This is a genomic window from Ruegeria sp. BG9, assembly GCF_056538305.1.
Map to the genome: position 1 here is coordinate 46,223 of NZ_JBQFSY010000002.1, position 24,576 is coordinate 70,798.

General features: G+C 59.8%; 24 protein-coding genes and 1 pseudogene. 15 read left to right on the plus strand and 10 right to left on the minus strand.

Going from position 1 to position 24,576, the window contains the following annotated elements:
- Positions 1-6: 6 nt before the first annotated feature.
- The 10 genes and pseudogenes from regB to ACR0I8_RS03895 all read left to right on the plus strand — a co-directional run bounded on the left by regB (position 7) and on the right by ACR0I8_RS03895 (position 12,611).
- Positions 7-1,404 (plus strand): sensor histidine kinase RegB, encoded by a 1,398-nt coding sequence (regB, locus tag ACR0I8_RS03850; RefSeq protein ID WP_170470634.1) that lies wholly within the window; start codon positions 7-9, stop codon positions 1,402-1,404.
- Positions 1,405-1,470: 66 nt separating this feature from the next.
- Positions 1,471-2,979, plus strand: a complete 1,509-nt coding sequence (locus ACR0I8_RS03855) for a PAS-domain containing protein (protein ID WP_170689587.1) — start codon at positions 1,471-1,473, stop codon at positions 2,977-2,979.
- 41 nt (positions 2,980-3,020) lie between these two features.
- Positions 3,021-3,494, plus strand: a complete 474-nt coding sequence (gene tsaE / locus ACR0I8_RS03860) for a tRNA (adenosine(37)-N6)-threonylcarbamoyltransferase complex ATPase subunit type 1 TsaE (protein ID WP_170689586.1) — start codon at positions 3,021-3,023, stop codon at positions 3,492-3,494.
- Entirely contained in the window at positions 3,491-4,495 is a 1,005-nt protein-coding gene (locus tag ACR0I8_RS03865; protein WP_170689584.1) for a phosphotransferase, read from the plus strand. The genes tsaE and ACR0I8_RS03865 overlap by 4 nt, the downstream gene beginning before the upstream one ends.
- On the plus strand, positions 4,492-5,178 hold the full coding sequence (locus ACR0I8_RS03870) for a nucleotidyltransferase family protein (protein WP_170380181.1): 687 nt from the start codon (positions 4,492-4,494) through the stop codon (positions 5,176-5,178). The genes ACR0I8_RS03865 and ACR0I8_RS03870 overlap by 4 nt, the downstream gene beginning before the upstream one ends.
- On the plus strand, positions 5,171-8,095 hold the full coding sequence (gene addB, locus ACR0I8_RS03875; RefSeq protein ID WP_170689663.1) for a double-strand break repair protein AddB: 2,925 nt from the start codon (positions 5,171-5,173) through the stop codon (positions 8,093-8,095). Before ACR0I8_RS03870 ends, addB begins: the two co-directional genes overlap by 8 nt.
- The gene (gene addA, locus ACR0I8_RS03880; RefSeq protein ID WP_480702761.1) at positions 8,092-11,451 is read left to right on the plus strand and encodes a double-strand break repair helicase AddA; all 3,360 of its coding nucleotides are present in this window, start codon (positions 8,092-8,094) and stop codon (positions 11,449-11,451) included. Before addB ends, addA begins: the two co-directional genes overlap by 4 nt.
- A gap of 39 nt (positions 11,452-11,490) precedes the next feature.
- Positions 11,491-11,832 (plus strand): annotated as a pseudogene (gene trxA, locus ACR0I8_RS03885) (thioredoxin); the annotation flags it as partial.
- Between the two features lie 69 nt (positions 11,833-11,901).
- On the plus strand, positions 11,902-12,252 hold the full coding sequence (locus ACR0I8_RS03890) for a Lin0512 family protein (protein WP_170689581.1): 351 nt from the start codon (positions 11,902-11,904) through the stop codon (positions 12,250-12,252).
- Positions 12,249-12,611 (plus strand): Lin0512 family protein, encoded by a 363-nt coding sequence (locus ACR0I8_RS03895; RefSeq protein ID WP_170689579.1) that lies wholly within the window; start codon positions 12,249-12,251, stop codon positions 12,609-12,611. Before ACR0I8_RS03890 ends, ACR0I8_RS03895 begins: the two co-directional genes overlap by 4 nt.
- 57 nt (positions 12,612-12,668) lie before the next feature.
- Here ACR0I8_RS03895 and ACR0I8_RS03900 read toward each other — a convergent pair whose 3' ends face one another.
- Entirely contained in the window at positions 12,669-12,863 is a 195-nt protein-coding gene (locus tag ACR0I8_RS03900) for a DUF1127 domain-containing protein (protein WP_170380185.1), read from the minus strand.
- Positions 12,864-13,060: 197 nt separating this feature from the next.
- Between ACR0I8_RS03900 and hslV the strand changes: the two genes are divergently transcribed.
- Positions 13,061-13,612, plus strand: coding sequence for an ATP-dependent protease subunit HslV (gene hslV / locus ACR0I8_RS03905; protein WP_170661002.1), 552 nt, complete (start codon positions 13,061-13,063; stop codon positions 13,610-13,612).
- A 95-nt stretch (positions 13,613-13,707) separates the two neighbouring features.
- On the opposite strand, the gene ACR0I8_RS03910 is transcribed toward hslV, so the two are convergent.
- Positions 13,708-14,949 carry an MFS transporter gene (locus tag ACR0I8_RS03910; protein WP_170689577.1) on the minus strand — a complete coding sequence of 414 codons (1,242 nt, stop codon included), beginning with the start codon at positions 14,947-14,949 and terminating at the stop codon, positions 13,708-13,710.
- A 105-nt stretch (positions 14,950-15,054) separates the two neighbouring features.
- A complete protein-coding gene (locus tag ACR0I8_RS03915) occupies positions 15,055-15,456 on the minus strand; it encodes a DM13 domain-containing protein (protein ID WP_170689576.1) in 402 nt (133 codons plus the stop codon).
- A gap of 200 nt (positions 15,457-15,656) precedes the next feature.
- On the opposite strand from ACR0I8_RS03915, the gene hslU reads away from it, so the two are divergent.
- Positions 15,657-16,964, plus strand: coding sequence for an ATP-dependent protease ATPase subunit HslU (hslU, locus tag ACR0I8_RS03920; RefSeq protein ID WP_170380189.1), 1,308 nt, complete (start codon positions 15,657-15,659; stop codon positions 16,962-16,964).
- Positions 16,965-17,145: 181 nt separating this feature from the next.
- Entirely contained in the window at positions 17,146-18,174 is a 1,029-nt protein-coding gene (locus ACR0I8_RS03925) for an alpha/beta hydrolase (protein ID WP_425084054.1), read from the plus strand.
- A 52-nt stretch (positions 18,175-18,226) separates the two neighbouring features.
- Here the strand turns inward: ACR0I8_RS03925 and ACR0I8_RS03930 are convergent, their stop codons facing one another.
- From ACR0I8_RS03930 to ACR0I8_RS03940, 3 genes are read right to left on the minus strand one after another with little or no spacing between them, the layout of a single operon-like run.
- Positions 18,227-18,814, minus strand: coding sequence for a Smr/MutS family protein (locus tag ACR0I8_RS03930; protein ID WP_170640851.1), 588 nt, complete (start codon positions 18,812-18,814; stop codon positions 18,227-18,229).
- Positions 18,814-19,851, minus strand: a complete 1,038-nt coding sequence (mltA, locus tag ACR0I8_RS03935; RefSeq protein WP_170380192.1) for a murein transglycosylase A — start codon at positions 19,849-19,851, stop codon at positions 18,814-18,816. Before mltA ends, ACR0I8_RS03930 begins: the two co-directional genes overlap by 1 nt.
- On the minus strand, positions 19,848-20,507 hold the full coding sequence (locus ACR0I8_RS03940) for a Tim44/TimA family putative adaptor protein (RefSeq protein ID WP_170550850.1): 660 nt from the start codon (positions 20,505-20,507) through the stop codon (positions 19,848-19,850). Before ACR0I8_RS03940 ends, mltA begins: the two co-directional genes overlap by 4 nt.
- Before the next feature lie 108 nt (positions 20,508-20,615).
- On the opposite strand from ACR0I8_RS03940, the gene ACR0I8_RS03945 reads away from it, so the two are divergent.
- A complete protein-coding gene (locus ACR0I8_RS03945) occupies positions 20,616-21,116 on the plus strand; it encodes an FxsA family protein (protein ID WP_170380194.1) in 501 nt (166 codons plus the stop codon).
- A 54-nt stretch (positions 21,117-21,170) separates the two neighbouring features.
- Positions 21,171-21,680 (plus strand): protein-export chaperone SecB, encoded by a 510-nt coding sequence (gene secB, locus ACR0I8_RS03950; RefSeq protein ID WP_170380195.1) that lies wholly within the window; start codon positions 21,171-21,173, stop codon positions 21,678-21,680.
- Between the two features lie 27 nt (positions 21,681-21,707).
- Here secB and dnaQ read toward each other — a convergent pair whose 3' ends face one another.
- The 4 genes from dnaQ to ACR0I8_RS03970 are packed head-to-tail and all read right to left on the minus strand — an operon-like array spanning position 21,708 to position 24,442.
- On the minus strand, positions 21,708-22,430 hold the full coding sequence (gene dnaQ, locus ACR0I8_RS03955; protein ID WP_170380196.1) for a DNA polymerase III subunit epsilon: 723 nt from the start codon (positions 22,428-22,430) through the stop codon (positions 21,708-21,710).
- Positions 22,423-23,016, minus strand: a complete 594-nt coding sequence (gene coaE / locus ACR0I8_RS03960) for a dephospho-CoA kinase (protein ID WP_170689574.1) — start codon at positions 23,014-23,016, stop codon at positions 22,423-22,425. The genes dnaQ and coaE overlap by 8 nt, the downstream gene beginning before the upstream one ends.
- Entirely contained in the window at positions 23,013-23,846 is an 834-nt protein-coding gene (locus ACR0I8_RS03965) for a shikimate dehydrogenase (RefSeq protein WP_170689573.1), read from the minus strand. The genes coaE and ACR0I8_RS03965 overlap by 4 nt, the downstream gene beginning before the upstream one ends.
- The gene (locus tag ACR0I8_RS03970; protein WP_170689571.1) at positions 23,843-24,442 is read right to left on the minus strand and encodes a nucleoside triphosphate pyrophosphatase; all 600 of its coding nucleotides are present in this window, start codon (positions 24,440-24,442) and stop codon (positions 23,843-23,845) included. The genes ACR0I8_RS03965 and ACR0I8_RS03970 overlap by 4 nt, the downstream gene beginning before the upstream one ends.
- Positions 24,443-24,576: the final 134 nt, after the last annotated feature.

Sequence of the window (24,576 nt, forward strand, 5' to 3'; positions counted from 1 at the left end):
TGACCAATGGCAGAATCCAACCAGAGTTTATGGGGCGGTCAGGAACGAAGCAGCTGGATCAGGCTGCGCACCCTTATCCTACTGCGCTGGGTGGCCATCTTTGGCCAGATCACGGCTATTACGGTGGCTCAGCACAGCTATCATGTGCAGCTTGAGGTCACCCTGTGTTACTTGGCGATCGGCGTTTCGGTGATCGGCAACCTGACTGCCAGCTTCCTGTTCCCACAAAACAAACGCCTGACTGAGTTCCAGAACTTCTTGATGGTGCTATTCGACCTGTTTCAACTGGCGATCCTGCTGTATCTGACCGGCGGATTGAACAATCCCTTTGCCCTGCTGTTGCTGGGTCCGGTCACGATCTCGGCAAATGTCATGAGTACCCGCTCAACGCTGATCGTGGGGGCCGTGGCAATTGCGCTGGCCACCCTTCTGGCTGAGTTTCACCTGCCCCTGCGGACCGAGATTGGCCTGGTCCTGCAAATCCCCGACATTCTTCTGTTCGGCAACTGGGCCGCGATCATCATCGCCATTGTCTTTATCGGGGCCTACTCGCACCGGGTCAGCTCCGAGGCGCGCTCGATGTCCGAGGCGCTGGCGGCCACGCATATGGCGCTGGCGCGCGAACAGAAGCTGACCGATCTGGGAGGAGTTGTCGCCGCCGCCGCGCATGAGCTGGGGACCCCTCTGGCGACGATCAAACTGGCCAGTTCCGAATTGATCGAGGAGCTCGACGACCGCCCCGAGCTGAAAGAAGACGCTGCCCTGATCCGTGAGCAGGCGGACAGATGCCGGGACATCCTGCGCGATATGGGACGTGCCGGCAAAGACGATCTGCACCTTCGTCAAGCGCCCTTGTCCACGGTGGTGCATGAAGCGGCCGAGCCGCATATCGACCGGGGGAAGACCGTACATTTCGCCGAAGGTCCGGTGCTGGATGGCGATGTGCAACAACCTTCGATCCTGCGCAAACCCGAGATCATTCACGGTTTGCGCAACCTGATCCAGAATGCAGTGGATTTCTCCCGCGCGAATGTCTGGGTGGAGGCGGAGTGGACCTCGGACAAGATCACCGTCTGTATCATGGATGACGGGCGCGGCTACCCCTCGCATCTGATCGGGCGGATTGGTGATCCCTTGATGCGGCGAAGACGGGCCGAAACCGACCAGCGCGCGCGCCCTGAGTACGAAGGTATGGGGCTTGGCCTGTTCATCGCAAAAACCCTATTGGAGCGCAGCGGGGCGGATTTGGAATTTGCCAACGGCTCGGACCCGTATCAGCACCTCTCGGACAAGCCTGACCGCCGGGGTGCTATCGTCAAGGTCGAATGGCCGCGCAAACGCATCGACGCGCAACAGGGCGATACTCCGGTACCATCCGGGCGCAACCAGCCTATCCAGGTCTGAGTTAAGACACCGTTAACCATTCTCGCCTTAGGTTGCGTCGGGGTTCCGCAGCCGTAAGAGGAGAAGATGGCAGACTGGATCATTCTGGCCGCGATCAGCCTAGTCTCGTGCTGTTTTGCGGTCATGTGGCTGCTGCCGCGTCGTGCCCGGCGAGACAACAGCTATGGCATGTTCACGGCAAGTTCCTTGTTCGACGCCGTTTTTCTGTTCGATGGCGACCGCCTGATCAGCCACTCTGACATAGCGCTCGCCGGTTTTGAACATGTCGCGGATTGGAACGATCTTCGACGCTTGTTGCAGCGTGATTTCCCCACCTTCCCGGAAACACCCGATCTCGTGCGCGATCAGGGCAATCTGGTTGTCTCAGCCATCGACTGCACGGTTGAGCGTGAGGTTTTGTGCGAATGGATCGACGGGATCGTTCGGATTCAACTGCACGAACCGACGAGAGAAAAGAAAACCAAGCTTCGGGATCCGAATGATCCGATCCGACTGGCGATGGATCAGGCACCCTATCCGGTCTGGCTGCTGGATCAGAACGCAAGCGTGCGCTGGTGCAACGCGGCCTATGTCGCCCTTGTCCGCAAGGCGCGCGGGCTGGATGCCGACCTGACCCTGCCCCTGTTCCCGGACACCGGGGCCGAGCCGCGGCGCGGCGGGAAATCCCGCGTCTCGATCGACGTGACAGGAAGTGAAAGCAAATTGTGGTTTGATTTGACCCAAGTGGACCATGCGGAAGGCCGCCTGTTCTATGCGGTCGATATCAATGCGATTGTGCAGGCTGAAACCGCCCAGCGAAAATTCGTGCAGACGATGACCAAGACCTTTGCGCAGCTGTCGATCGGCTTGGCTATTTTCGACCGCAACCGTCAACTGGCCCTATTCAACCCGGCGCTGATCGACCTGACCACCCTGCCGCCGGATTTCCTCAGCTGCCGTCCCAATATCTCCAGCTTTTTTGACCGGCTGCGGGATCAGCACATGATGCCCGAGCCTAAAAACTATCGGTCATGGCGCAACCAGATGAACGATTTGCTCGAGGCGGCCGAGGACGGGAACTATCAGGAGACATGGTCCCTGCCCTCGGGCTCGGTCTATTCCGTCAGCGGCCGCCCGCATCCTGACGGGGCTGTTGCATTTCTGTTCGAAGACATCACCGCCGAGATCACCCTGACCCGGCGCTTTCGGTCCGAGATGGACCTAATGCAATCGATCCTCGACAAGCTGGCCGACGCAATCGCGGTCTTCTCCGAGGACGGCACATTGGCCCTGACCAACTACGCCTACCAGCGGCTTTGGGGAACGCAGGAAGAGGCCGGATTTCAAAATGAGACGGTGACCGACGTCACGCGCATCTGGCAGGATCATTGCGTCGCCACTCCGGTCCTGGGTGAGATCCGCGATTTCGTGGATATGCGCGATGACCGCACCGAATGGAGCGCCGAGATCCGGATGCGCGACGGCACCGCGCTGGACTGTACCGTCATGCCCATGCAGAACGGTGCCACGATCGTGCGCTTTGCGACGGCAAGCAATTCTCTGACCGCCGAACCCATGGCCCAGATCAGCGCCTGAACCGGGTTGCAGCCGCTGGGGCGCAGGTCCATTGTGGCGCCATGACTTCGGCACCTGCTACCCTCACCCTGCAAAGCCCTCAGGACACCGCAGATTTTGCGGCGCGTCTTGGCGCGACCCTGAGACCTGCGGATGTGTTGCTGTTGCAAGGTGAGATCGGCAGCGGCAAGACCCACTTTGCCCGTAGTCTCATCCAATCACTGATGAACCCGCCCGAGGATGTGCCCTCGCCCACCTTCACACTGGTGCAGGCCTATGACACGCAGATCGGCGAGATTTGGCATTGTGACCTCTACCGGCTGACCTCGGTAGATGAGGTTGACGAGCTGGGCCTGACCGAAGCCTTCGACACTGCGCTATGTCTTGTGGAATGGCCCGACAAACTTGGGCCGCTGGCCCCCGACACTGCATTGACGCTTGCCTTCCAAACCGACCCGGTTGAGACCGAGACGCGCCGCCTGACCCTGTCTTGGTCTGATCCGAAATGGTTTGGAAAACTGGAGAATGCTCTATGACTGATCGTACTGTGCTGGCCGAGGCCCTGATTGCACAGACGCCATGGGCCAATGCTACGCGCGCGCCTCTGGCCGGGGATGCCTCGAACCGCAGGTATGAACGTCTGACAGATCCGGCGACGGGTCGCACAGCGGTTCTGATGGACGCCCCGCCGGATCGCGGAGAGGATGTCGAACCCTTCGTCCGGATCGCGAACCATCTGCGCGAGGTGGGCCTGAGCGCGCCCGAGATTTACGCCGAGGATAATCACAACGGGTTTCTGGTGCTGGAGGATTTGGGCGATGATCTGTTTTCACGCGTTCTGACCAAGGACCCGAGCCAGGAACGCCTCCTATATGAGGCAGCGACGGATGTTCTTCTGCACTTGCATGAGGCCCCGATCCTGTCCCTGCCCTCATACGACCCCACTTTGATGACCGAGCTGGCCGCTCTGGCCTTCACCAAATACGCACACGCCATTCTGGGCGACCTCGATGAAGACGCGCAGGAGAGGTTCGAGCTACGCTTTGCTGATATCCTGCTGCAGGAGACCTCGGGCACCAAAGTCGTCGTGCAGCGGGACTACCACACCGAAAACCTGATCTGGCTGCCGGAACGTGAAGGCGTGCAGCGCGTCGGGCTCCTGGACTTCCAACTGGCGATGCTGGGGCACCCGGCTTATGATCTGGTCTCGCTCTTGCAGGATGTGCGCCGGACCGTTCCGACCGGGATCGAAATGCAGATGGTCAATCGCTATATCGCGGCCTCTGGTATGGATGACCATGACTTCCGCACCGCCTACAGCGTTCTCGGCGCGCAACGAAACCTGCGTATTCTGGGTGTTTTTGCCCGGCTGGCCACGGATTATTGCAAGCCACATTACGTCGATCTGATCCCCGCCACATGGGCGCATCTGATGCGCGATCTGGAGCATCCCGCGCTGATCCCGGTTGCCAACATCCTGCGCGACGCCCTGCCTGAACCAACCGCAGAAAACCTCGCAAGGCTGAAAGCGTCATGAGCCAATCCCCCGATGCCGTGATGCTGTTTGCCGCCGGGTTCGGCACCCGAATGGGTGCGCTGACCAAGGACCGGCCTAAACCTCTGATCGAGGTCGCCGGGCGCCCGCTGATCGACCATGCTCTTGCGCTGGTGGATGCCGTTCATCCGTCCCGTGTGGTTGCAAACCTCCACTATCACGCCGATCAGTTGCAGGCGCATCTAGCGCCCAAAGGTATCTTGCTTTCGCATGAGACACCCGAGATTCTGGAAACCGGCGGCGGTTTGCGGGCGGCTTTGCCTATGCTTGGCACAGGTCCGGTTTTCACTTTGAACACCGATGCGATCTGGACTGGTCCCAACCCACTGAGCCTGCTGCAAGAGGCATGGGACCCGGACCGGATGGATGCGCTTTTGATGTGCGTCCCGATTGGTCAAACCATCGGGCATGCGGGCGAAGGGGACTTTACCGCTGATGCCGACGGCCGGATCACGCGCGGGCCTGGTCTGGTGTATGGCGGCGTGCAGATTCTGAAAACCGACGGGCTGCAGCACATCGCGGAGCAGGCCTTCTCCTTGAACCTGTTGTGGAACCAGATGCATGACCGCAAACGCCTATTTGCACTGGGATATCCCGGCCGTTGGTGTGATGTCGGACGCCCCGAAGGGATCGCTCTGGCTGAGGGGATGCTGGCGGATGTTTGACCCCAGAACTCATCCAAGGGTGTTCGCCGTTCCTCCCGGCACGGATTTTCCCAAAGCGCTTGTTGACGGGCTACGACTGCGTGCCTCTGGCCCTCCGCACGCGCTCGCCCGTGTGCAATTGGTGGTCAACACACGCCGCATGGCCCGGCGGGTGCGCGACCTATTCGATCAGGGGCCGCCATGCCTGTTGCCTCGGCTTTCTCTGGTCACCGATCTGGGCGAAAGCGTCAATCTGGCGCAGATTCCACCCGCCATACCCCCGCTGAGACGACGGTTGGAGCTGACCCAGCTGATCTCAAAACTGCTCGACCAGCAGCCTGATCTGGCCGCACGGGCCTCGCTGTTCGACCTGTCCGACAGTCTCGCCGCCTTGATTGATGAGATGCAGGGCGAGGGTGTGTCCCCCGACGCGATCCGCCAACTGGATGTCAGCGATATGTCCGGCCATTGGGCCCGCGCGCAGGCGTTTATCGGCATCGCGGATCACTTTGTCGATGCCAGCGATCAGGCGATGGATGCCCAGGCGCGGCAACGTCGTGTGGTCGAAAACCTGATCGACCGCTGGCAGGAGGCTCCGCCGCAACATCCCGTCATTTTGGCCGGCTCGACGGGATCACGCGGCACCACGCTGATGCTGATGCAAGCCGTCGCGCGCCTGCCACAAGGGGCCTTGATCCTGCCGGGCTATGATTTCGACCAGCCGCGCGCCGTTTGGGACCGTCTGGATGAAGCGTTGACCTCTGAGGATCACCCGCAGTACCGGTTCCGCAAACTAATGCGAGAGCTTGGGTTGGAGCATGACCAGGTCCTGCCCTGGACGGATGAACAACCGCCCTCATCCGCACGTAACCGGTTGGTTTCTCTGGCTTTGCGCCCTGCCCCCATCACCGACGCGTGGATGTCCGAAGGCCCACAGCTGACCGAGTTGGATCAGGCCACGCGCGACCTGACACTGGTCGAGGCAGACTCACCCCGGTCCGAGGCCCTTGCCATCGCCCTTCGCCTGAGACAGGCGGCTGAGACGGGCCAGACCGCCGCATTGATTACACCCGATCGGATGCTGACCCGGCAGGTCAGCGCGGCATTGGATCGCTGGAACATCCTACCGGATGATAGTGCAGGTCTGCCGCTACAACTGTCTCCGCCCGGCCGGTTTCTGCGCCATGTCGCGGGCCTTTTTGCGCGTCGCCTGGAGGGTGAGGCGCTGCTGACGCTGCTAAAGCACCCTCTGTGCCATGACGGGGGTGAACGCGGGGCTCATCTGTTACATACCCGCGATCTCGAACTGGACCTGCGCCGCCACGGCCCTCCATTCCCGGACCAAGCCAGCCTAGACGCATCCGCGATCCGCACCGAAGCGCCCGAGGGTTGGGTGAACTGGGTCATCGCGCATTTCTGCGATCAGCACATCACCGGGGAACTCCCCCTGTCCGAATGGGTTGACCGATTGCTGTCTCTGGCCAAGGCGATCTCGGCCGGACATTCGGGCGATCAAGGCACCTTGTGGGACAAGAACGCAGGTCTGAAGGCCCTGTCTGTCTTGACCAATCTGCGGGATGAGGCGCATCACGGCGGCCCTATGACCGCGCATGACTTCGCGGATCTGCTGGGCGCGCTTCTGGCCGGAGAAGAGGTCCGCGACCGCGACGCCCCGCACCCGCATATCATGATCTGGGGCACCCTCGAGGCGCGCGTGCAAGGTGCGGATCTGTTGGTCCTCGGCGGTTTGAACGAGGGCAGCTGGCCCGAAGCCCCAGCGCCAGACCCATGGCTGAATCGCCAGATGCGCGACAAGGCGGGATTGTTGCTGCCCGAACGGCGGATTGGGCTTTCGGCGCATGACTTCCAACAGGCCATCGGCGCGCCCGAGGTCTGGCTGACCCGCGCCACCCGCTCGGACGATGCGGAAACCGTGCCTTCGCGCTGGCTTAACCGTCTGACGAACCTGTTGCAGGGCCTGCCCGACCAAGGCGGCCAGACAGCGCTATCAGATATGCGCGCGCGGGGTCGAACCTATCTGAACTGGGCCAAAACACTGGAGCAAGCCCCTCGGATAAAGGCAGCGCATCGGCCCTCGCCCAGACCTCCGGTCACCGCTCGACCGCGCCGCCTTTCGGTCACCGAGATCAAGCGCCTGATCCGCGATCCTTATGCGATTTACGCCAAACATGTGCTGCGTCTGAAACCACTCGATCCGTTGGTGCAGGCCCCCGATGCGTTGCTGCGCGGGATCGTGATCCATGAGATTCTGGAACATTTCGTCAAGGACAGCGTGCTGGATACCGCTTTGCTGACCCGCGAAAACTTCCTGAAACGTGCCCATGACCTGCTTGAAACGCACGTCGCCTGGCCGACCGCCCGCAAGCTATGGCTGGCGCGGCTGGAACGGATTGCCGACGACTTTCTGAGTGCCGAGGTCAATCGCCGGGGCGACGGCGGCCCGGTGGCGTTTGAGGCCGCGATGAAGCTGGTGTTGGAGCCTCTGGATTTCACCATCGCAGGGCGTGCCGACCGGATCGATTGCAACAGCCGAGGCGCGTTGCGGATTGTGGACTACAAAACCGGCGCGCCTCCGACCGAAAGCCAGCAGGCGAAGTTCGACAAACAACTGTTGATCGAAGCCGCCATGGCCGAGCAGGGCGCCATCGAAGGAATCGACCCCACCGACGTGGCCGAGGCGATCTTCATCGGTATGGGCGGCAGTTACAAAGAGGTCGCGGCTCCGCTGGCAAAAGAACCCACCGACAAGGTGCTGGCTGAGCTGAAAGAGCTGATTTCTGCTTATTTAGAGCCTGATCAGGGCTTCTCATCCCGCCGCATGCTACTCAAGGACACCGATGTCGGCGACTACGATCATCTGGCCCGGTTCGGCGAATGGGACCGCACCGCCGAAACCCTCCCTGAGGACCTGACATGAGCGCGCGGAACGACGCCACCGAGCGGCAAGTGCAGGCCGCGCGCCCCGATGCCTCGACCTGGTTGGCAGCGAATGCCGGGTCGGGCAAAACCCGCGTGCTGACCGACCGCGTGGCGCGTCTGCTGCTGAGCGGGGTGCAACCGCAGCACATCCTCTGCCTGACCTACACCAAGGCCGCCGCCAGCGAGATGCAGAACCGGCTGTTCAAACGGCTGGGGGAATGGGCGATGTTGGGGGACGCGCCGTTGCTGGCGCAGCTGACGGATCTGGGCGTCGAAGGAGCAATCGACTCGGACCGTCTCGCGCAGGCCCGCACCCTGTTTGCCCGTGCGATTGAGACCCCGGGCGGGTTGAAAATCCAGACCATCCACTCTTTCTGTGCCTCACTGCTGCGTCGCTTCCCGCTTGAGGCCGGTGTCAGCCCTCAATTTGCCGAAATGGAGGACCGCGCCGCCGCATTGCTGCGCGAAGAGATCATCGAGGATTTCGCCGAGGGCCCTCAGGCCGGTTTGATCGAGGATATTGCGCGGTTCATCACTGATACCGGGTTCGACAGGCTGACCGCAGCAGTGACTCAAAAGCGGAACCTGTTCGCGCAGCCCTTGCAGCGCTCGGACCTGCTGCAGCGATTTGGCCTGCCAGAGGGCTTTGACGACGACACCCTTGCGGGGCAGGTGTTTCTGGGCGGTGAGGTTGATCTGATCCAATCCATGTTGCCTGCGCTGATCGAAAGCGGCGGCAACAACGCCAAGGCCGCCGCAAAACTCGCAGCGTTCACCGAGGCAAAACTGACCCATCTGCCAACGCTGGAAGGCGTCTTGCTTACGGGCAAAGGAGCGAAAGAGCCGTTCACCGCCAAGATCAACGGCTTCCCGACCAAAGCCTTGCGCGAAGGGGTTCTGGCGGATCGCATGCCACAGCTGGAATCGCTGATGTTGCGGGTTGAGGTTGCGCGCGAACAACGGCTGGCTCTGGTCGCTGCGCAAAAAACCACTGTTTTGCATCGCTTCGCTGCAGCTTTCCTGCCGGAATATGAACGCCGTAAGCAGCTGCGCGGATGGCTGGACTTTGACGATCTGATCCTGCGCGCGCGACAGGTTTTGAACGACCCGGCGGTCGCGGAATGGGTTCTGTACCGGTTGGACGGCGGCATCGACCACATTCTGGTGGACGAGGCGCAAGACACCAGCCCGGACCAATGGGATGTGGTCGAGAAGCTGGCGCAAGAATTTACCAGCGGGGAAGGGGCCCGATCCGAGGTTGAACGCACGATCTTTGTGGTCGGCGACAAGAAACAGTCGATCTATTCCTTCCAGGGCGCCGACCCGCAGGCCTTTGACCGGATGCAGGCCGAGTTTGGGCGAAAGCTTGATGAATCAGGCTCTAAACTGAGGGATTCGACGCTTGAATACTCATTCCGATCCTCCAGTGCGATCCTGTCATTGGTTGATCTTCTGTTCGAAAATCAGGCCGAGGCCGGGTTTCACAAGGAAAGCCAGCACCGTGCTTTCAAGGCAGACCTGCCGGGACGCGTAGACCTCTGGCCCGTGGTGGAAAAGGTCGAGGATGACGAGGATGGCGATTGGACTGATCCGGTGGATCGGCCCGGGTCGCGCCATCATACCGTCATTCTGGCCGAGCAGGTGGCGCAGACTATCAAGCACATGATCGACACTGGGGCCACAATCCCCGAAGACGGCGAAACGCCCGGCACATTCGTGCGCCGCAAAGTTCAGCCGGGGGATTTCCTGATCCTGGTCCAGCGCCGCTCGGACCTGTTTGCCGAGATCATCCGCGCCTGCAAAGCCCTGCATCTGCCCATCGCCGGGGCCGACCGTTTGAAAGTCGGCGCCGAGTTGGCGGTCAAGGATTTGGCGGCACTGCTAAGCTTTCTGGCCACGCCCGAAGACAGCCTGTCGCTGGCGACGGTCCTGAAATCCCCTCTGTTCGGCTGGTCGGAGCAGGCTCTTTTCGATCTGGCCCATCGCCGGCAAGAGAAATTTCTGTGGGCCGCGCTGCGCAATCGCTCGGACGAGTTTCCCGAAACGCTTGCGACCCTCAACGATCTGCGCGGACAGATCGACTTTCTGAGGCCTTATGACCTGATCGAGCGTATCCTGACCCGCCATGGCGGGCGGCGAAAACTGCTGGGTCGACTGGGGGCTGAGGCCGAGGATGGGATCAACGCGCTGCTCTCGCAGGCATTGGCCTATGAGCGGACCGATATTCCCAGCCTGACCGGCTTTCTGGTCTGGATGCAGACCGACGATCTGGAGATAAAACGCCAAATGAGCGGCGTCGGTAACATGATCCGCGTGATGACCGTGCATGGCTCAAAAGGGTTGGAAGCGCCCATCGTGATCCTGCCGGATACCGGCAAACGGCAGGCCCCGCGCGATGCCGAGATCATGGTGGCGGATGGAACGCCCCTGTGGAAAGTTCCCGCCGATGTCTCGCCCAAGCTGATCTCCAGCGCCCGTGAGGAGGCTCGGAACCGCGAGGAAAATGAGCGCCTTCGATTGCTATATGTGGCTCTAACACGGGCAGAAAAGTGGTTGATCGTGGCCGCTGCTGGGGATGTCGGAAAGGATGGAACCAGCTGGTATCAGATGGTCGAGGCCGCAATGGAGCGCGCGGGCGCGACACAGATAGAGGGGTCGCTGACACGGCGACTGGCCCATGGCAATTGGGAGGGGTTGCCGCTGGTTGAACGCAGCGAACACGTCGAGCCAAGTCAGGACCTGCCCGCGTACTTCCAGCATCCCGCTGAGGATCCGCCCGCAGAACCGGAAACCCTCAGCCCCTCGGACCTTGGCGGGGCAAAGGCGCTGCCCGGTGATGCGGGGCAGGATGAAGAGGACGCAAAGCTGCGCGGCACCCGGTTGCACCTGCTGCTGGAACATCTCCCAAGCGCGCCTCGGGATGACTGGCCCATGCTGTGCGCTCGAGTTCTACCCGATATGCAGGATCAGGCTAGGGCCGAGTTGTTGTCTGAGGTCACCAAGGTCCTGACAGCGGATCACCTGAAACCAGTCTTCGCGACGGATGCGCTGGCCGAGGTCCCCGTTTCAGCGGAACTGAACGGGCGGCGCATGCATGGTGTCATCGATCGGCTGATCATAACGGATACCGAAGTGCATGTGATTGATTTCAAAACAAATGCCACGGTGCCCGACCAGCCAGAAGCCTGCCCCGAAGGCATGTTGCGGCAGATGGGGGCCTATGCGCAGGCTTTAAGTCAGATTTACCCGGACAAGACCATCCGTACCGCCATCCTGTGGACGCGGACGGCCGCGTTGATGTGGCTGCCACACGATCTTGTGACGCAATCGCTGACCCGCGCCCAGATATCTTGACCTTACCCGACGCGGCACCTACGTTCCTTTCCCGAGTTTACCCCATTCAGGAGACAGAATATGTCGACCGTAGCCGTTACCGACGATACCTTTGATGCCGAAGTCAAGAACTCGACCGTTCCCGTGGTTGTGGACTTCTGGGCGGAATGGTGTGGTCCTTGCAAACAGATCGGCCCCGCACTGGAAGAACTGGCCGCTGAGTATGGCGACAAGGTGAAAATCGCCAAGGTGGACGTGGACAGCAACCCGAACGCAGCCGCTGCGATGGGCGTGCGCGGCATCCCCGCGCTGTTCATCTTCAAGGACGGTCAGGTTGTCTCGAACCGCGCGGGCGCGGCACCCAAAGCCGCGCTGCAAAGCTGGATCGACGAATCCATCTGATCCGGATTGGAATGTGATTGATCAAAGGCGCCCCGAACCGGGCGCCTTTTTTATGACCCGGAGGCCTTGATGGCAAAAACACGAGTACTTGTGGAATTTGGTATGGGCACATCCCTGCGACGTGAGGACTATACCGAGGCCGCCTTGCGCGCGATCAAGGATGCGCTGTGGCACAACTCGGTCAATATGGCTGAGCTGTTCGATTTTCCCAAAGAGGCGATGATCATTGATGCCGAAATCGGCGTGCAGCAACCCGATAAAGTGGACCGTGAGGCGCTGAAGGCCGTGTTCCCTTATGGTCAACCGAACATCACGGTCACCCGAGGTGGGCTGGACATCGACAAACCGCATGCCGATGGACACACGGTGATCGCAAACGTCGCCATCATCGTCTCTTTCGACATGGAGCTCGCGCAATGAGTGAAAAACGTATCATTCTTGAGATGGGCACCGGCAATGACCTCTATGGTCAGGATTACACCAAAGCCGCACGGCGGGCGGTGCAGGACGCGCTGCATCATTCCTCGATCACTTTGTTTTCGCGCTTGGGCGTGGACTACAAAGAGATGCGCGTTGTGGTGACAATCGGTGTGCAACAGCCCGAGGCCGTGGATTGCGATCTGGTCGCGCAGGATTTGCCACGGGGCAGGGCCGAGGTACGGGCTGTGTTGGGCGGGCTGGACGTCGAGGACAGTGATGCAGGCACCCGCCACGTCATCGCAACCGCAGCGGTTGAGGCCTATCTGCCTGATATGTCGGGCAAATACAGGCTGGTTTGAAAAGAAAAAGCCGCTCGGACGAGCGGCTCATCTTTACTACGGCTGATCTGAAACGGATCAGATGGTGATGATGTCTTTACGGGTCAGACCGATATCTTCCAGCTGAGCGTCGCTCAGTTGCGACAACGCTTTGCGTGTCTTACGCGTTTCGTTCCACTCAACCGCTTTTTCGAAAGCCACAGTGAACGCGTCCACTACGTGCAGGATGGTAGCTGCTCCGAGCGGCGCAGTGTTTTGTGCAGTATTTGCCATTTGCGCAGTCCTTCAAACTGAAACAGCCGACCCAATGTCGGTTGTAAGCCTCATGTAGTGCAGGGGTCTGAGTCTCACAATTGCCAGTCTGGTAGACCCGATCTGCGTTTCTTGCATATCTTTTGGGCAGTTTGTGAACAGTTGCGTTGGCGCTGGCTCCGGCCCATATAGGGTGCCAGTGATGAACGGAGGCCCTGATGGCAGACAGCGATTTTCCCGGTTGGCATGGCACAACGATCATTGGCGTCAAGAAGAACGGCCAGGTGGTGATTGCCGGGGACGGACAGGTCAGCCTGGGCCAGACCGTGATCAAGGGCACCGCCCGCAAGGTCCGCCGCCTGTCACCCGGTGGATTCGAGGTTGTGGCAGGCTTTGCTGGATCGACAGCGGATGCCTTCACTCTGCTCGAGCGGCTGGAAGCCAAGCTTGAGGCCACCCCTGGCCAACTGGCCCGCGCCTCGGTCGAGTTGGCCAAGGATTGGCGCACCGACAAATACCTGCAAAAGCTCGAAGCGATGCTGATCGTCACCGATGGCAAAGACCTGCTGGTGATCACCGGGGCAGGGGACGTGCTCGAGCCGGAACACAACGTGGCCGCCATCGGATCGGGTGGCAACTTCGCCCTCGCCGCTGCGCGCGCGATGATGGACAGCGACAAGCCTGCCGAAACGGTTGCACGCGAGGCAATGGCGATTGCTGCCGACATTTGCGTCTATACCAACGGTAACCTGACGGTCGAGACGATCTAGGGCGTTCTGCGTTTCACCAAAACACTGGATCGAAATGCGCACTTGACCGAACCGAGAGGCAGCGTATTTCGATTCAAATCAAACGCAAAACAGCCTCAAGCTAGCAGCGCCTTGATCTCTTCGCCTTTCCATCGGCGGTGCATCCCGATCAACCCAAAGATCGCGGCAATGATCACGATGTAGTAGGGCACGCGGATGTCGATGCTCATCAGCCCGCCACCGATCAGGGACATAACCCCTCCGGCCAGGCAGAAAACTGCGGTGGTCACGCCCATGACCCAACCCTGATCCGCCTCACTGACGCTGGATGAAAACAAACCCAAAAGGGTCGGGTATGAAACACCGAAAAAGAAGTAAAAGAAGAAGACCGGAATGTAACTCAGCGCGCCGCTGGGGCTGAAGGCGAACGCAAGCCCGCAGATCACCATCGTGATCAGTGAGACATAGATGATCTTGTGCTTGCTGAACCTCTCTTGCGCGGGTTTCACAAGGAAGGTGCTAGAAAAGGCCAGAGCAAAGCCGATGACGACCATGGCCATACTGCCTCCAATCACGCCATAGCCGAACCGGCTGGTCAGGAAATTGTCGACAAACACATAAAAGGTGACGTTGGCGATCATGAAGAAGGAATAGACCGGCAGGATTTTCAGAACCATCGGATGACCGCGTACAGCGATCAGGCTGTCGGTGATATCGCGCGGACGAAAGACAAAGGGCGCGCGTTCGCTGCGGGTGTCCTTGAAGAAGGCCAGCACGAGGAAAATGGCGATCAGCACCAGAACGAAGGCACCGTAGAAGGGTGTTCTAAGCGTGGCAAAGCTGCCCAGTAGGGCAGAGTCCGACAGGACGGCGCCGATGATCGGTCCTCCGACAAGGCCAAAGCTGACGCCGGTTACGATATACCCCATATTGCGGTCGCGGTCGGCAGCATCGGTACTGCCATCGATCATCGCCGCCTGCGCGATGGGCTGATTGCCCGCCGTAAAGCCAGTGATCGACCGACCCAGGATCAGCAATAGCAGACTATCGAGGTAGAGCGAGGCGATGGTAATGGCGTAGCCTGCCAGCGCTCCGCCGAGACAAACCAGAAGCGCGTTCTTGCGCCCGATGGAATCCGAGACCTTCGATACGTAAACAACCCCCAGAAACCACGACAGGAAGAAACACCCAATCACCAGCCCATAGTAGAAATGGCGACGGCCGTCGGGGGTGCCTTCAGGCAGAAAACCGGACTTCGTCTCCATGATCAGAGAGTTGATGATCGGAAAGACAAGCCCCTGTCCGATCAGGTCCACAAACACCACAAACAGCAGGGTGATCTTGGCTATCTTGGTCATGAAAAACGCCCCCGGTTCCAATAACTTGGGGCGAGTGTAACAGACAGTTGTGCCGTTACCTAACAGTGTGTCAGAGGCCGGCGAACCCGACCTCTGACGGCGTGACTACTTCAGCGATGCTACGCCCAATGGCACTCCAGCAACCTCGCACCAGATGTAGACCTCGTTGTAACCCGACACATCCATGGTCGGCGGGACTGCATAGGATTGCTTACCTGCAAGGTGCAACAGCGCGCCCAGTTTGCTGTCTGGGGCGTAAGTGCCGTCTTTCCCAAATGCGACGCGCGGGTCGGGGCCGTTGTCCAGCGAAAAGTCTTCACCCAGTTCAACGATGTACCGATCGCCATCCTTGACCAGTTTCACCGAACCGGTGGTGATGTGGTTCGAACGGCCCTCGAACGTGCCTTTCTTTTTAGCTCCACCGGCCACAGAAGCCGTGGTGCCGGCCAGGGTCAGGGCAGCGCCGGTGGCAGCAGCTTTCACGAAAAGAGAACGACGAGTCATCATGATCAGGTATCTCCATAAGATCGATACGGGCCTGTTTGCCCGTCGCCATTTTTTATGCCGCACGCGACCCTCGCATGGCGATTCACATCACTACGAATATCCGTGTGTCTTCTGTGAGTTGTCGTGATGTTTTCGTGATCGGCTTGTGTTTTCGCGACGTATGATTAGGTTCCGCTTCGAAACAGACGGATAAAACACATATGACCGACCTGACCCCGCGCGAGATTGTCTCGGAACTGGACCGCTTCATCATCGGGCAAAAAGACGCCAAGCGCGCGGTGGCCGTGGCTCTGCGCAACCGCTGGCGACGCAAGCAGTTGGCCGATGATATCCGGGATGAGGTCTACCCCAAGAACATCCTGATGATCGGGCCCACCGGCGTCGGCAAGACCGAGATCAGCCGCCGTCTGGCCAAACTGGCCCGTGCGCCCTTCATCAAAGTCGAGGCCACCAAGTTCACCGAAGTCGGATATGTCGGCCGTGACGTGGAACAGATCGTGCGAGATCTGGCCGACGCAGCGATCATCCAGACCCGCGAATACATGCGTGAGGATGTGAAGGCTCGCGCCCATCAGGCCGCCGAGGATCGCGTGATCGAAGCCATTGCTGGCACCGATGCCCGCGAAGCGACCCGTGAAATGTTCCGCAAGAAGTTAAAATCGGGTGAGCTGGACGACACAGAGATCGAGCTGGAGCTGTCTGACACCTCAAACCCGATGCCAATGTTCGACCTACCCGGCCAGCCCGGCAGCCAGATGGGCATGATGAATCTGGGCGATATCTTCGGCAAGGCCTTCGGCGGACGCACGGTGAAAAAGAAAGTAACCGTGGCCGAAAGCTATGACCTGCTGATCGGGGAAGAGGCCGACAAGCTGCTGGATGATGAAACCGTCAACCGCGTGGCGCTGGAGTCGGTCGAACAGAACGGCATCGTGTTTCTGGACGAGATCGACAAGGTTTGCGCGCGCGCGGAAGCGCGTGGCGGCGATGTCAGCCGTGAAGGGGTCCAGCGCGACCTGCTGCCTCTTATCGAGGGCACGACGGTGTCCACCAAACATGGCCCGGTGAAAACCGACCACATCCTGTTTATTGCCTCGGGTGCGTTCCACATCGCGAAACCCTCGGACCTGCTGCCAGAACTCCAGGGCCGTTTGCCGATCCGAGTGGAGCTGCGCGCGCTGACAGAAGAGGATTTCGTCCGCATCCTGACCGAAACGGACAACGCGCTGACCCTCCAATACAGCGCACTTATGGGCACCGAAGAGGTTACCGTCAGCTTCACCGATGACGGCATCGCGGCGCTGGCCAAGATCGCTGCGGATGTGAACCAGAGCGTTGAAAACATCGGCGCCCGGCGGCTTTACACGGTGATGGAACGTGTGTTCGAAGAACTCTCGTTCACCGCGCCCGATCAGGCCGGGACCGAGATCACGGTGAACGCGCAATTCGTAGATGACAATCTGGGTGAGTTGACGAAATCAACTGACCTCAGCCGTTACGTATTGTAACAAATCCAGCTGTATTTCGCCGCCGATTTGGCGGCGAATTTTCGTTCCGGCTGGACCTTGCACCAGAAACTGGTAACCGTGACTCAAACTCTGTTTCTTTGAGGGTTGAGCCGTGTTGCGTTTGAGTATTGCCTTTCTTGCTGTTGCTACACTGAGCGCTTGCGTCGACAGAACTGCGCAGGTGACAGTGCCATCCGCGTTGAATGTGGGATCCGCAGAAACCGTCTACGCGGCCACAACCCGGGGGCGGAACCCCGACGGAACGTTTAACGCCGACCGGGGCGAGCGGGTTCAGTACCACAAAATGACGGTCTCAATCCCGCCAAACCACACGCCAGGCACGTTGGAGTTTTCTTACGCAAACCCCAATCCGGAAAAGCAGTTTGTTTTGGCCAACACAACGGACCTGTCCGGCCCGCGTGAGTTGGCAAACCAGCTGCGCGGAGAAGATGATGTGTCGATCTTCGTGCACGGGTATAACTCAACCCATACCGAGACCGCGTTTCGCGCGGCGCAGTTGGCGCATGACCTTGATATTCCCGGATCGGTGCTGATTTATTCCTGGCCCAGTCAGGCGCGCGGGGCAGGGTATGCCTATGATCTGGACAGCATGTTGTTCGCCCGTGACGGGTTGGAGAAGACAATCCGCGACCTGAAATCCATCGGCGTGAAACGGGTTGTGCTGGTCGCCCACTCCATGGGCGGTGCCCTGTCGATGGAGATGATGCGTCAGGCAGAGCTACGCTCGCCCGGCTGGTCGCGGCGCAACCTTGATGGCGTATTCCTGATCTCACCCGATCTGGATATTGACGTATTTCGCTCGCAAATGGACAGCATCAAAACTCCGCCTGATCCCTTTGTCGTGATGGTATCGCAAAAGGACAAAATCCTGAATATCTCGGCCCGGATTCGCGGTACACCGGGGAGTGAACGGCTGGGCAATATCAGCACCATCGAGGCGCTGGCCGAATATCCGATCGAGGTGATCGACGCGACCGCGTTCAACAGCGATGCCGAGTCCTCGCATTTCGTTGCTGCAACCTCACCCGCCTTGCTGTCGCTGCTCAGTTCGGCCCGGCGTGTTGGAAACACCCTTGGAAACCGACGCCGGGGCATCGACTATTTGATCCCCAACAGTCAACGCAACCCCTCGGGTGCGACCGAGGTTGTTCTGTCTGAGACCGGACAGGCGCAGGTCGCTACTCAGTAGGATTCAAGGGTTTGCCAGAGGGTCTCTAACTATTTCGGTCGGTGGGCGAAGCCTAGCGGACACGTCTGAGATAAACGTAGTAGGCACCATCCCCGCCGTGACTGATATGCGCAGGTGTCACCTGCATTACCGCCTGCGCCAAAGGCGGGATCGATAGCCAATGCGGCACCTGATTGCGCAACACACCGCGCGGGGTCGGGATCGGCCCTGGCTCGTCGCGGTCTTTCCCCTTGCCCGTGATCACCAGAACCAGGCGTTTACCCTGCGCTTGCGCCGTTAGCACAAAGCGCACGAGCGCCGGATGCGCGGTGTCAATCCGCATCCCATGCAGGTCAAGCTTGCCCTCGGGTTTGAGCTTACCACGCTTCATGCGGCCAAAGGCCTTTGTGTCCATCTGAACGGGGGCGGCGCGCAGCGTCTCGGTGATCGACGGCTTCAACCGGTTGGAAGAAGGCTTGGGAGGTTGGTTCTGCCCCAGCTCAAACGCCTCAATCCGCGGTTTTGGCAGTTTCTTGGGCGTGGGTTTGGGCAGAGTTGTCGGATGCACGGTCTGAGGGATCTCGGGGTGCAGCCGCTCAGCCTGTTTGGCGACCTTGCGCCACAGCTCGATCTCATCGCTGGTCAGTTTGCGCCGGGTCATCAGTAGTCATCCGTCGCCATGGCAAAGGCTCGCTGGATCGGCAGCAACACGACCATGCGACCTGGGTCCTTTAACCGACCGGCAGCTTGCCCGGCCTCATCGCCGGTTCCAAAGAAGATATCAGCGCGTTGCGCGCCCTTGATCGCCGCGCCGGTATCCTGCGCGATCATCAGGCGGCGCAAGGGCTTCTTGCCGTCTTTCTCAACCCAGACTGGAGCACCTAGCGGCGTATAGGCAGGATCGGCCGCGATGCTGCGCATGGTCGTGATTGAGCGGTTCATAGCACCTAAAGGCCCCAGTTCCGGCGCAACCCGGCTAACCTCGCGGAAGAACACGTAAGAGGGGTTGTGGAACAAGAGCTCAGCCCCAGCTTCGGGGTTCTTGCGTACCCAGGCCTGGATCATCTGCGCGCTGACCGCATGGGCGCCCAAAGCGCCGCGCCGGACCAGCTCAACCCCGATCGAGCGGTAGGGCTGCCCGTTCGCGCCGCCATATCCCACACGCAAGGCACCGCCATCAGGCAGGCGTACCCGGCCAGAACCCTGAATTTGCAGAAAGAACAGCTCAACCGGGTCATCGACCCACGCGATCTCAAGCCCGCGGCCCTGCATCACATCACTGGTCAGGATCTCGCGCCGGCTGAGCCACGGTCCGTCCCGCGCTTCGGGCGGCATCTTGTAGATCGGGTACTTGAACCGATCCGTCCGGGTTCTGGAGCCATCGAGCTCTGGCTCAAAATACCCGGTGAACAGCCCGTCGTTGCCATCCTCAACCAGAACGGGCCGGAAGAAGAGTTCAAAGAAGGATCGCGCGGCATCCCCCTCATAGGTCTGGGCGACACCGCAAAGCGCACGCCAATCCGGGTCGTTCAGATCACCGCAGGTGTTCAGAAAAACGGAAAGGGCCGCGCCGTGGTCATCCTCGGCCCAGCCCTGAAGGTCATCAAACGAAAGGACGGATCGCGTCGCCTCGGCTCCGGCGGCGCTGGCAGTGGTCATCGCACCCACCAGAATAAGCGACCGGAGCGTGGCAATCATGCGTCCGTGGCAACAAGCAGCCAGTTGGGATCGTCCTTGCCCATCACGCGGGCAAAGGTCCAGCTGTCCTTTTGGCGTTTCACGGTGTTCGGGTTGCCTTCGATGATGTCACCACCACGGTCCCGCACGACCGAGGTCAGCTCACCAATGAATTTCATGGTGATTTCTGCCTCATTCGTATCCTTGTCAAAGGACACATCGGTCAGGGTGGTTTCGCGCACGCCGATGAACTCGGCCTCGATCGTCAGGCCTTGATCTTCGCGCGCGGATACAACCGAGACGAAGGTTTCGAACACATCTTCGGCCAGGAAGGGCTGGATCTCATCCAGGTTGCCCTTCTCAAAACCCATTACGATCATCTCATATGCACCGCGGGCACCTTGAACAAATTCACTGACCGAGAAACTGGGCTCAACCCGCTTCATCGCGGCCAGGGTATGCGCTTGCTCGCTGTCTTCGGGGACGTGGTCTGTGATGTCATGATCCGGACCGCCTTCGATCACCTCGAAATCACGACGGGACGTACCCGCATCGGGCTGATGCGGAACAGGGGGTTTTTCGAAACCTTCACGCGTTCCCAGCACGCTTTTCAAACGCAGGATCAGGAAAACGGCAATTCCGGCCAGTACCAGCAGCTGGATCATGGGTTCGTTCATTTCATCCTCTTTTCAGAACCGAGACTTTGTGTACGCGGCCTCCTGCCACTATGTAGGTGACAGTTGGTGGCAAGTCCACAGTTCGGCCATAGGTAAAGGATAACGCAAATGTACCTGTTCTTGGCATTTTTATTGGTTCCGATCCTCGAGATCGCCCTGTTCATCCAGGTTGGCGGTCTGATCGGCTTGTGGCCAACCCTTGCCATCGTGGTTCTGACGGCGGTTCTGGGCACCACATTGGTACGGACACAAGGTCGCATGGCGCTTGGGCAATTGCAGCAATCCTTCGCCACTCTGGACGACCCGACCGAGCCCTTGGCACATGGCGCAATGATCCTTCTATCCGGCGCGTTGCTGCTGACACCCGGCTTTTTCACCGATGCCGTTGGGTTTGCACTGTTAATCCCCGGCGTGCGGATCGCCGTTTTCCGCTATCTGAAGACCAAAGTGACCGTGACCCAGTTCCAGATGGGGCCCGGCGCGGGCTTTCAACAGCCGCGCGAACCGTTTGATCAGGGCGACGTGATTGACGGCGAGTTTACCGAAGTGCGCCCACGCAAGGACCCCTCGAAACCGTCAAAATGGGTAGAAGGTCCCCACCAGCATTGAGGTGCCGCGCGCAACTTGCTAAGCAGTGTCGAATTTCATTTTTGGAGTAGATCCATGGCCGAAGAAAACGCTGCAGAAAACACTGCGGCTCAAGCCGCCCCTCAGGTTCAGATGCGCGTTCTGGGACAGTTCATTCGTGATATGTCCTTTGAAAACGTCATGGCGCAAAAAGGCGTGTCCGGTGACGTACAGCCCGAGATTCAGGTTCAGGTAAACCTGGACGCGAAAAAGCGTCAGGTCGAGCATCAGTACGAAGTTTCGATAAAGCTGAAGCTGACCTCGAAAGCCAAGGGCATGGACGATGTCCTGTTCCTGTGTGAGCTGGACTATTGCGGGCTGTTCCACGTGGAAGGCGTGCCAGAAGATCAGCTGCACCCGTTCCTGATGATCGAATGCCCGCGCATGCTGTTCCCGTTCCTGCGCCGTATCGTCAGCGACGTAACCCGCGATGGTGGCTATCCGCCGGTGAACTTGGACAACATTGATTTTGTTGCACTTTACCGCAACGAGCTGATGCGCCGTCAGGCCGCTCAGGCGGAACAGGCCGAGCAGACCGACGCCTAAATCCCTTGAGCCCCGTGCCTGACCGGATCAGGCGCGGGTCCACAGGGCGCTTTCGCCCAGCTTCTCGACAAATGCCTTATGCGCTGCGCGCTCATCCTCGGTGATCCGGGATGGCAGGGGCGTTGCGCGCGGTGTCGGACGCCAGTCATCTGCACCCCCCGCACCGGACGCAGCCGAAGTGGACAAGCCGAAATCCGGTTGGCGTCCTCCGATCAGCTCCAGATAGACCTCGGCCAGGATCTCCGAGTCCAAGAGCGCGCCGTGCAGCACCCGGTTCGAGTTGTCGATATTGAACCGCCGGCACAGCGCATCCAACGAGGCCGGAGAGCCCGGAAACCGTTTGCGCGCAATGGCGAGCGTATCGAGCGCCTGATCCATCGGAATCGGCGGCAGGCCCATCCATTTCAGCTCGGCGTTCAGGAACTTCATGTCGAAGGAGGCGTTGTGGATCACCAGTTTCGCGTCGCCGATAAAATCCCGAAACCCTTGACCGACCTTGGCAAAGACCGGTTTGTCTTTCAGCGTCACCTCGCCCTTTTCGGGCGGGCGCGGGGTTTCCAGCAGGTCGGGGCCGATGCCATGCACGCCAAACGCCTCTTCCGGCATGCCGCGTTCGGGGTTGATATAGACATGATAGGTCTCGCCCGTGGCCACGTGGTTCCACAGTTCGACCGCGCCGATTTCGACAATCCGGTCACCGCTTTCAGGATCAAAGCCCGTGGTTTCGGTATCGAGTACAATCTCACGCATCAGCCATCCCCGCCCGTATTTGCCTGACCACATCCTGCACCTGCGCGCGGGCATGGTCCAGTGTGTCGGTTTCAATCACATAGTCTGAGCGCGCGCATTTCTCGTCATTCGGCATCTGCTTGGCCCGGATCTGTTCGAACTGCGCCTCGGACATCGTGCCGCGTTCCATCACGCGGCGCTTTTGTTCGTCAGGCGATACCTGAACACAGGCGACCGCATCCATCGCGGCCTCACCGCCCGTTTCGAACAGAAGGGGGATGTCGAACACCAGAATATCGGCCACGGCACTTTCGCGAAACGCGGCGCGATCTGCGGCGACCAGAGGGTGAACGATCCCTTCGATCCGTTTCAACGCAGAACTGTCTTCGGAGATAATCCGTTTCAATGCCTCACGGCTGACTGCGCCTTCTACGACAGCCGACGGAAAACCCTCACCCATCGGCCCAACTGCCGCGCCACCTTTGGCATAAAGACGATGCACCGCTGCATCCGCATCCCAAAGCGCGCAGCCTTCGTCGACGAACATCTGCGCCGTGGTGCTTTTGCCCATCCCGATCGAGCCTGTCAGGCCAAGCGCAAACCTCATGCCAGCACGGCCGCGCGTAAATCGTCATTGACCTCGGGGCGCACGCCGAACCAACGTTCAAAGCCCGGAACTGCCTGATGCAGCAACATGCCCAACCCGTCGACCACAGTGCATCCGGCCTCTTCCGCTGTTTTCAGCAGGTTGGTCTTTAGCGGCGCGTAGACAAGATCGGTCACCACGACGCCCGGCTGCAACCCATCCAATGGCACCCGCAGCTCAGGCTGGCCCTGCATGCCCAGAGATGTCGTGTTCACAACAAGTTCCGCGTTCTCGATCACGTTGCCGGCCTGCACCCAATCCACAACTGTGATGCGCTGGCCAAATTCTTCTTTCAGATGATCGGCACGGGCACGGGTGCGGTTGGTCAGCAGAATCTCGGGCACACCCGCATCCGCCAGCGCTTGCAACACCGCGCGTGCCGCTCCGCCTGCACCAAAGACCACGGCGGGGCCATCCTTGGCGTTCCAATCCGGTGCGCCGGCACGCAGGTTCTCCATGAACCCATACCCATCGGTGTTGTCCGCATGGATCGAGCCATCCTCGCGGAATACCAGCGTATTCGCGGCCCCGATCACGGTCGCCCGGTCTGAGACGTGGTCTGCAATACGCAAGGCAGCCTCTTTATGCGGTACCGTCACGTTTGTTCCCACAAAACCGGCCTTGGGCAGGGTGCGCAAAACGGTCTCCAGATCAGCCGGGGCGACGTCCATGGGGACGTAGTGCCCCTCTAGCCCGTAGGTCTTTAGCCAATGACCATGCAATTTGGGCGAGCGGGAATGGCCCACCGGGTGCCCGATCACTCCGGCCAGAGGAATCTTGTGGTCCGTCATTGATCAATCACCCCTTTGACAGCCAGATAGTTGAGCAGCTCCAACAGTGGCATACCCAAAACGTTAAAATAGTCGCCGTCAATGGTGGCGAACAGGCGCACGCCTTCTTCCTCAAGCTTATAGGCACCCACCGCGTGTCGGATGCTGTCCCAGTTGCGGTCGACATAGTCTCGCAGATAAGCGTCCGAGCTCATCCGCATCCTCAATCGCACCTGGCCGACATGGCGCCAGATCGGCTCACCATCCTGATAGATCACCGCTGCAGACAGCAACATGTGCTGTTTGCCCCGCATCATCTTCAACTGGGCAAAGGCATCCTCGGGCGTCGGAGGTTTCGACAACAGTTGTCCGTCGAAATCCAGAACCTGATCGCAACCCAGCACCATCGCTCCGGGTGTCTTGTCACTCACCTTGCGCGCCTTCATTTCCGCCAACGCATCGGCAATATCACGCGGCGAGGCGCCCTCGGCCAACAAGGCAAGCTTTATGCTATCTTCGTCCACGCAGGCGATCTGAACAGAGAAGGGCACGCCTGCGTTTTCCAGCAACTGCGCGCGAATAGAGGATCCTGAGGCCAGGACAATGGGGACAGACATGTGGACAACCCCGTGGGCAAATCGTTGAGCGGTCTTGGACGCTTTGTATGGTTTTCAGATTGACACGCAAGCCCGGGAATTTCGCGAAAAACTTCCCTGAGTCGCTCAAACATCATCCAATCGGGGTAAGGGTA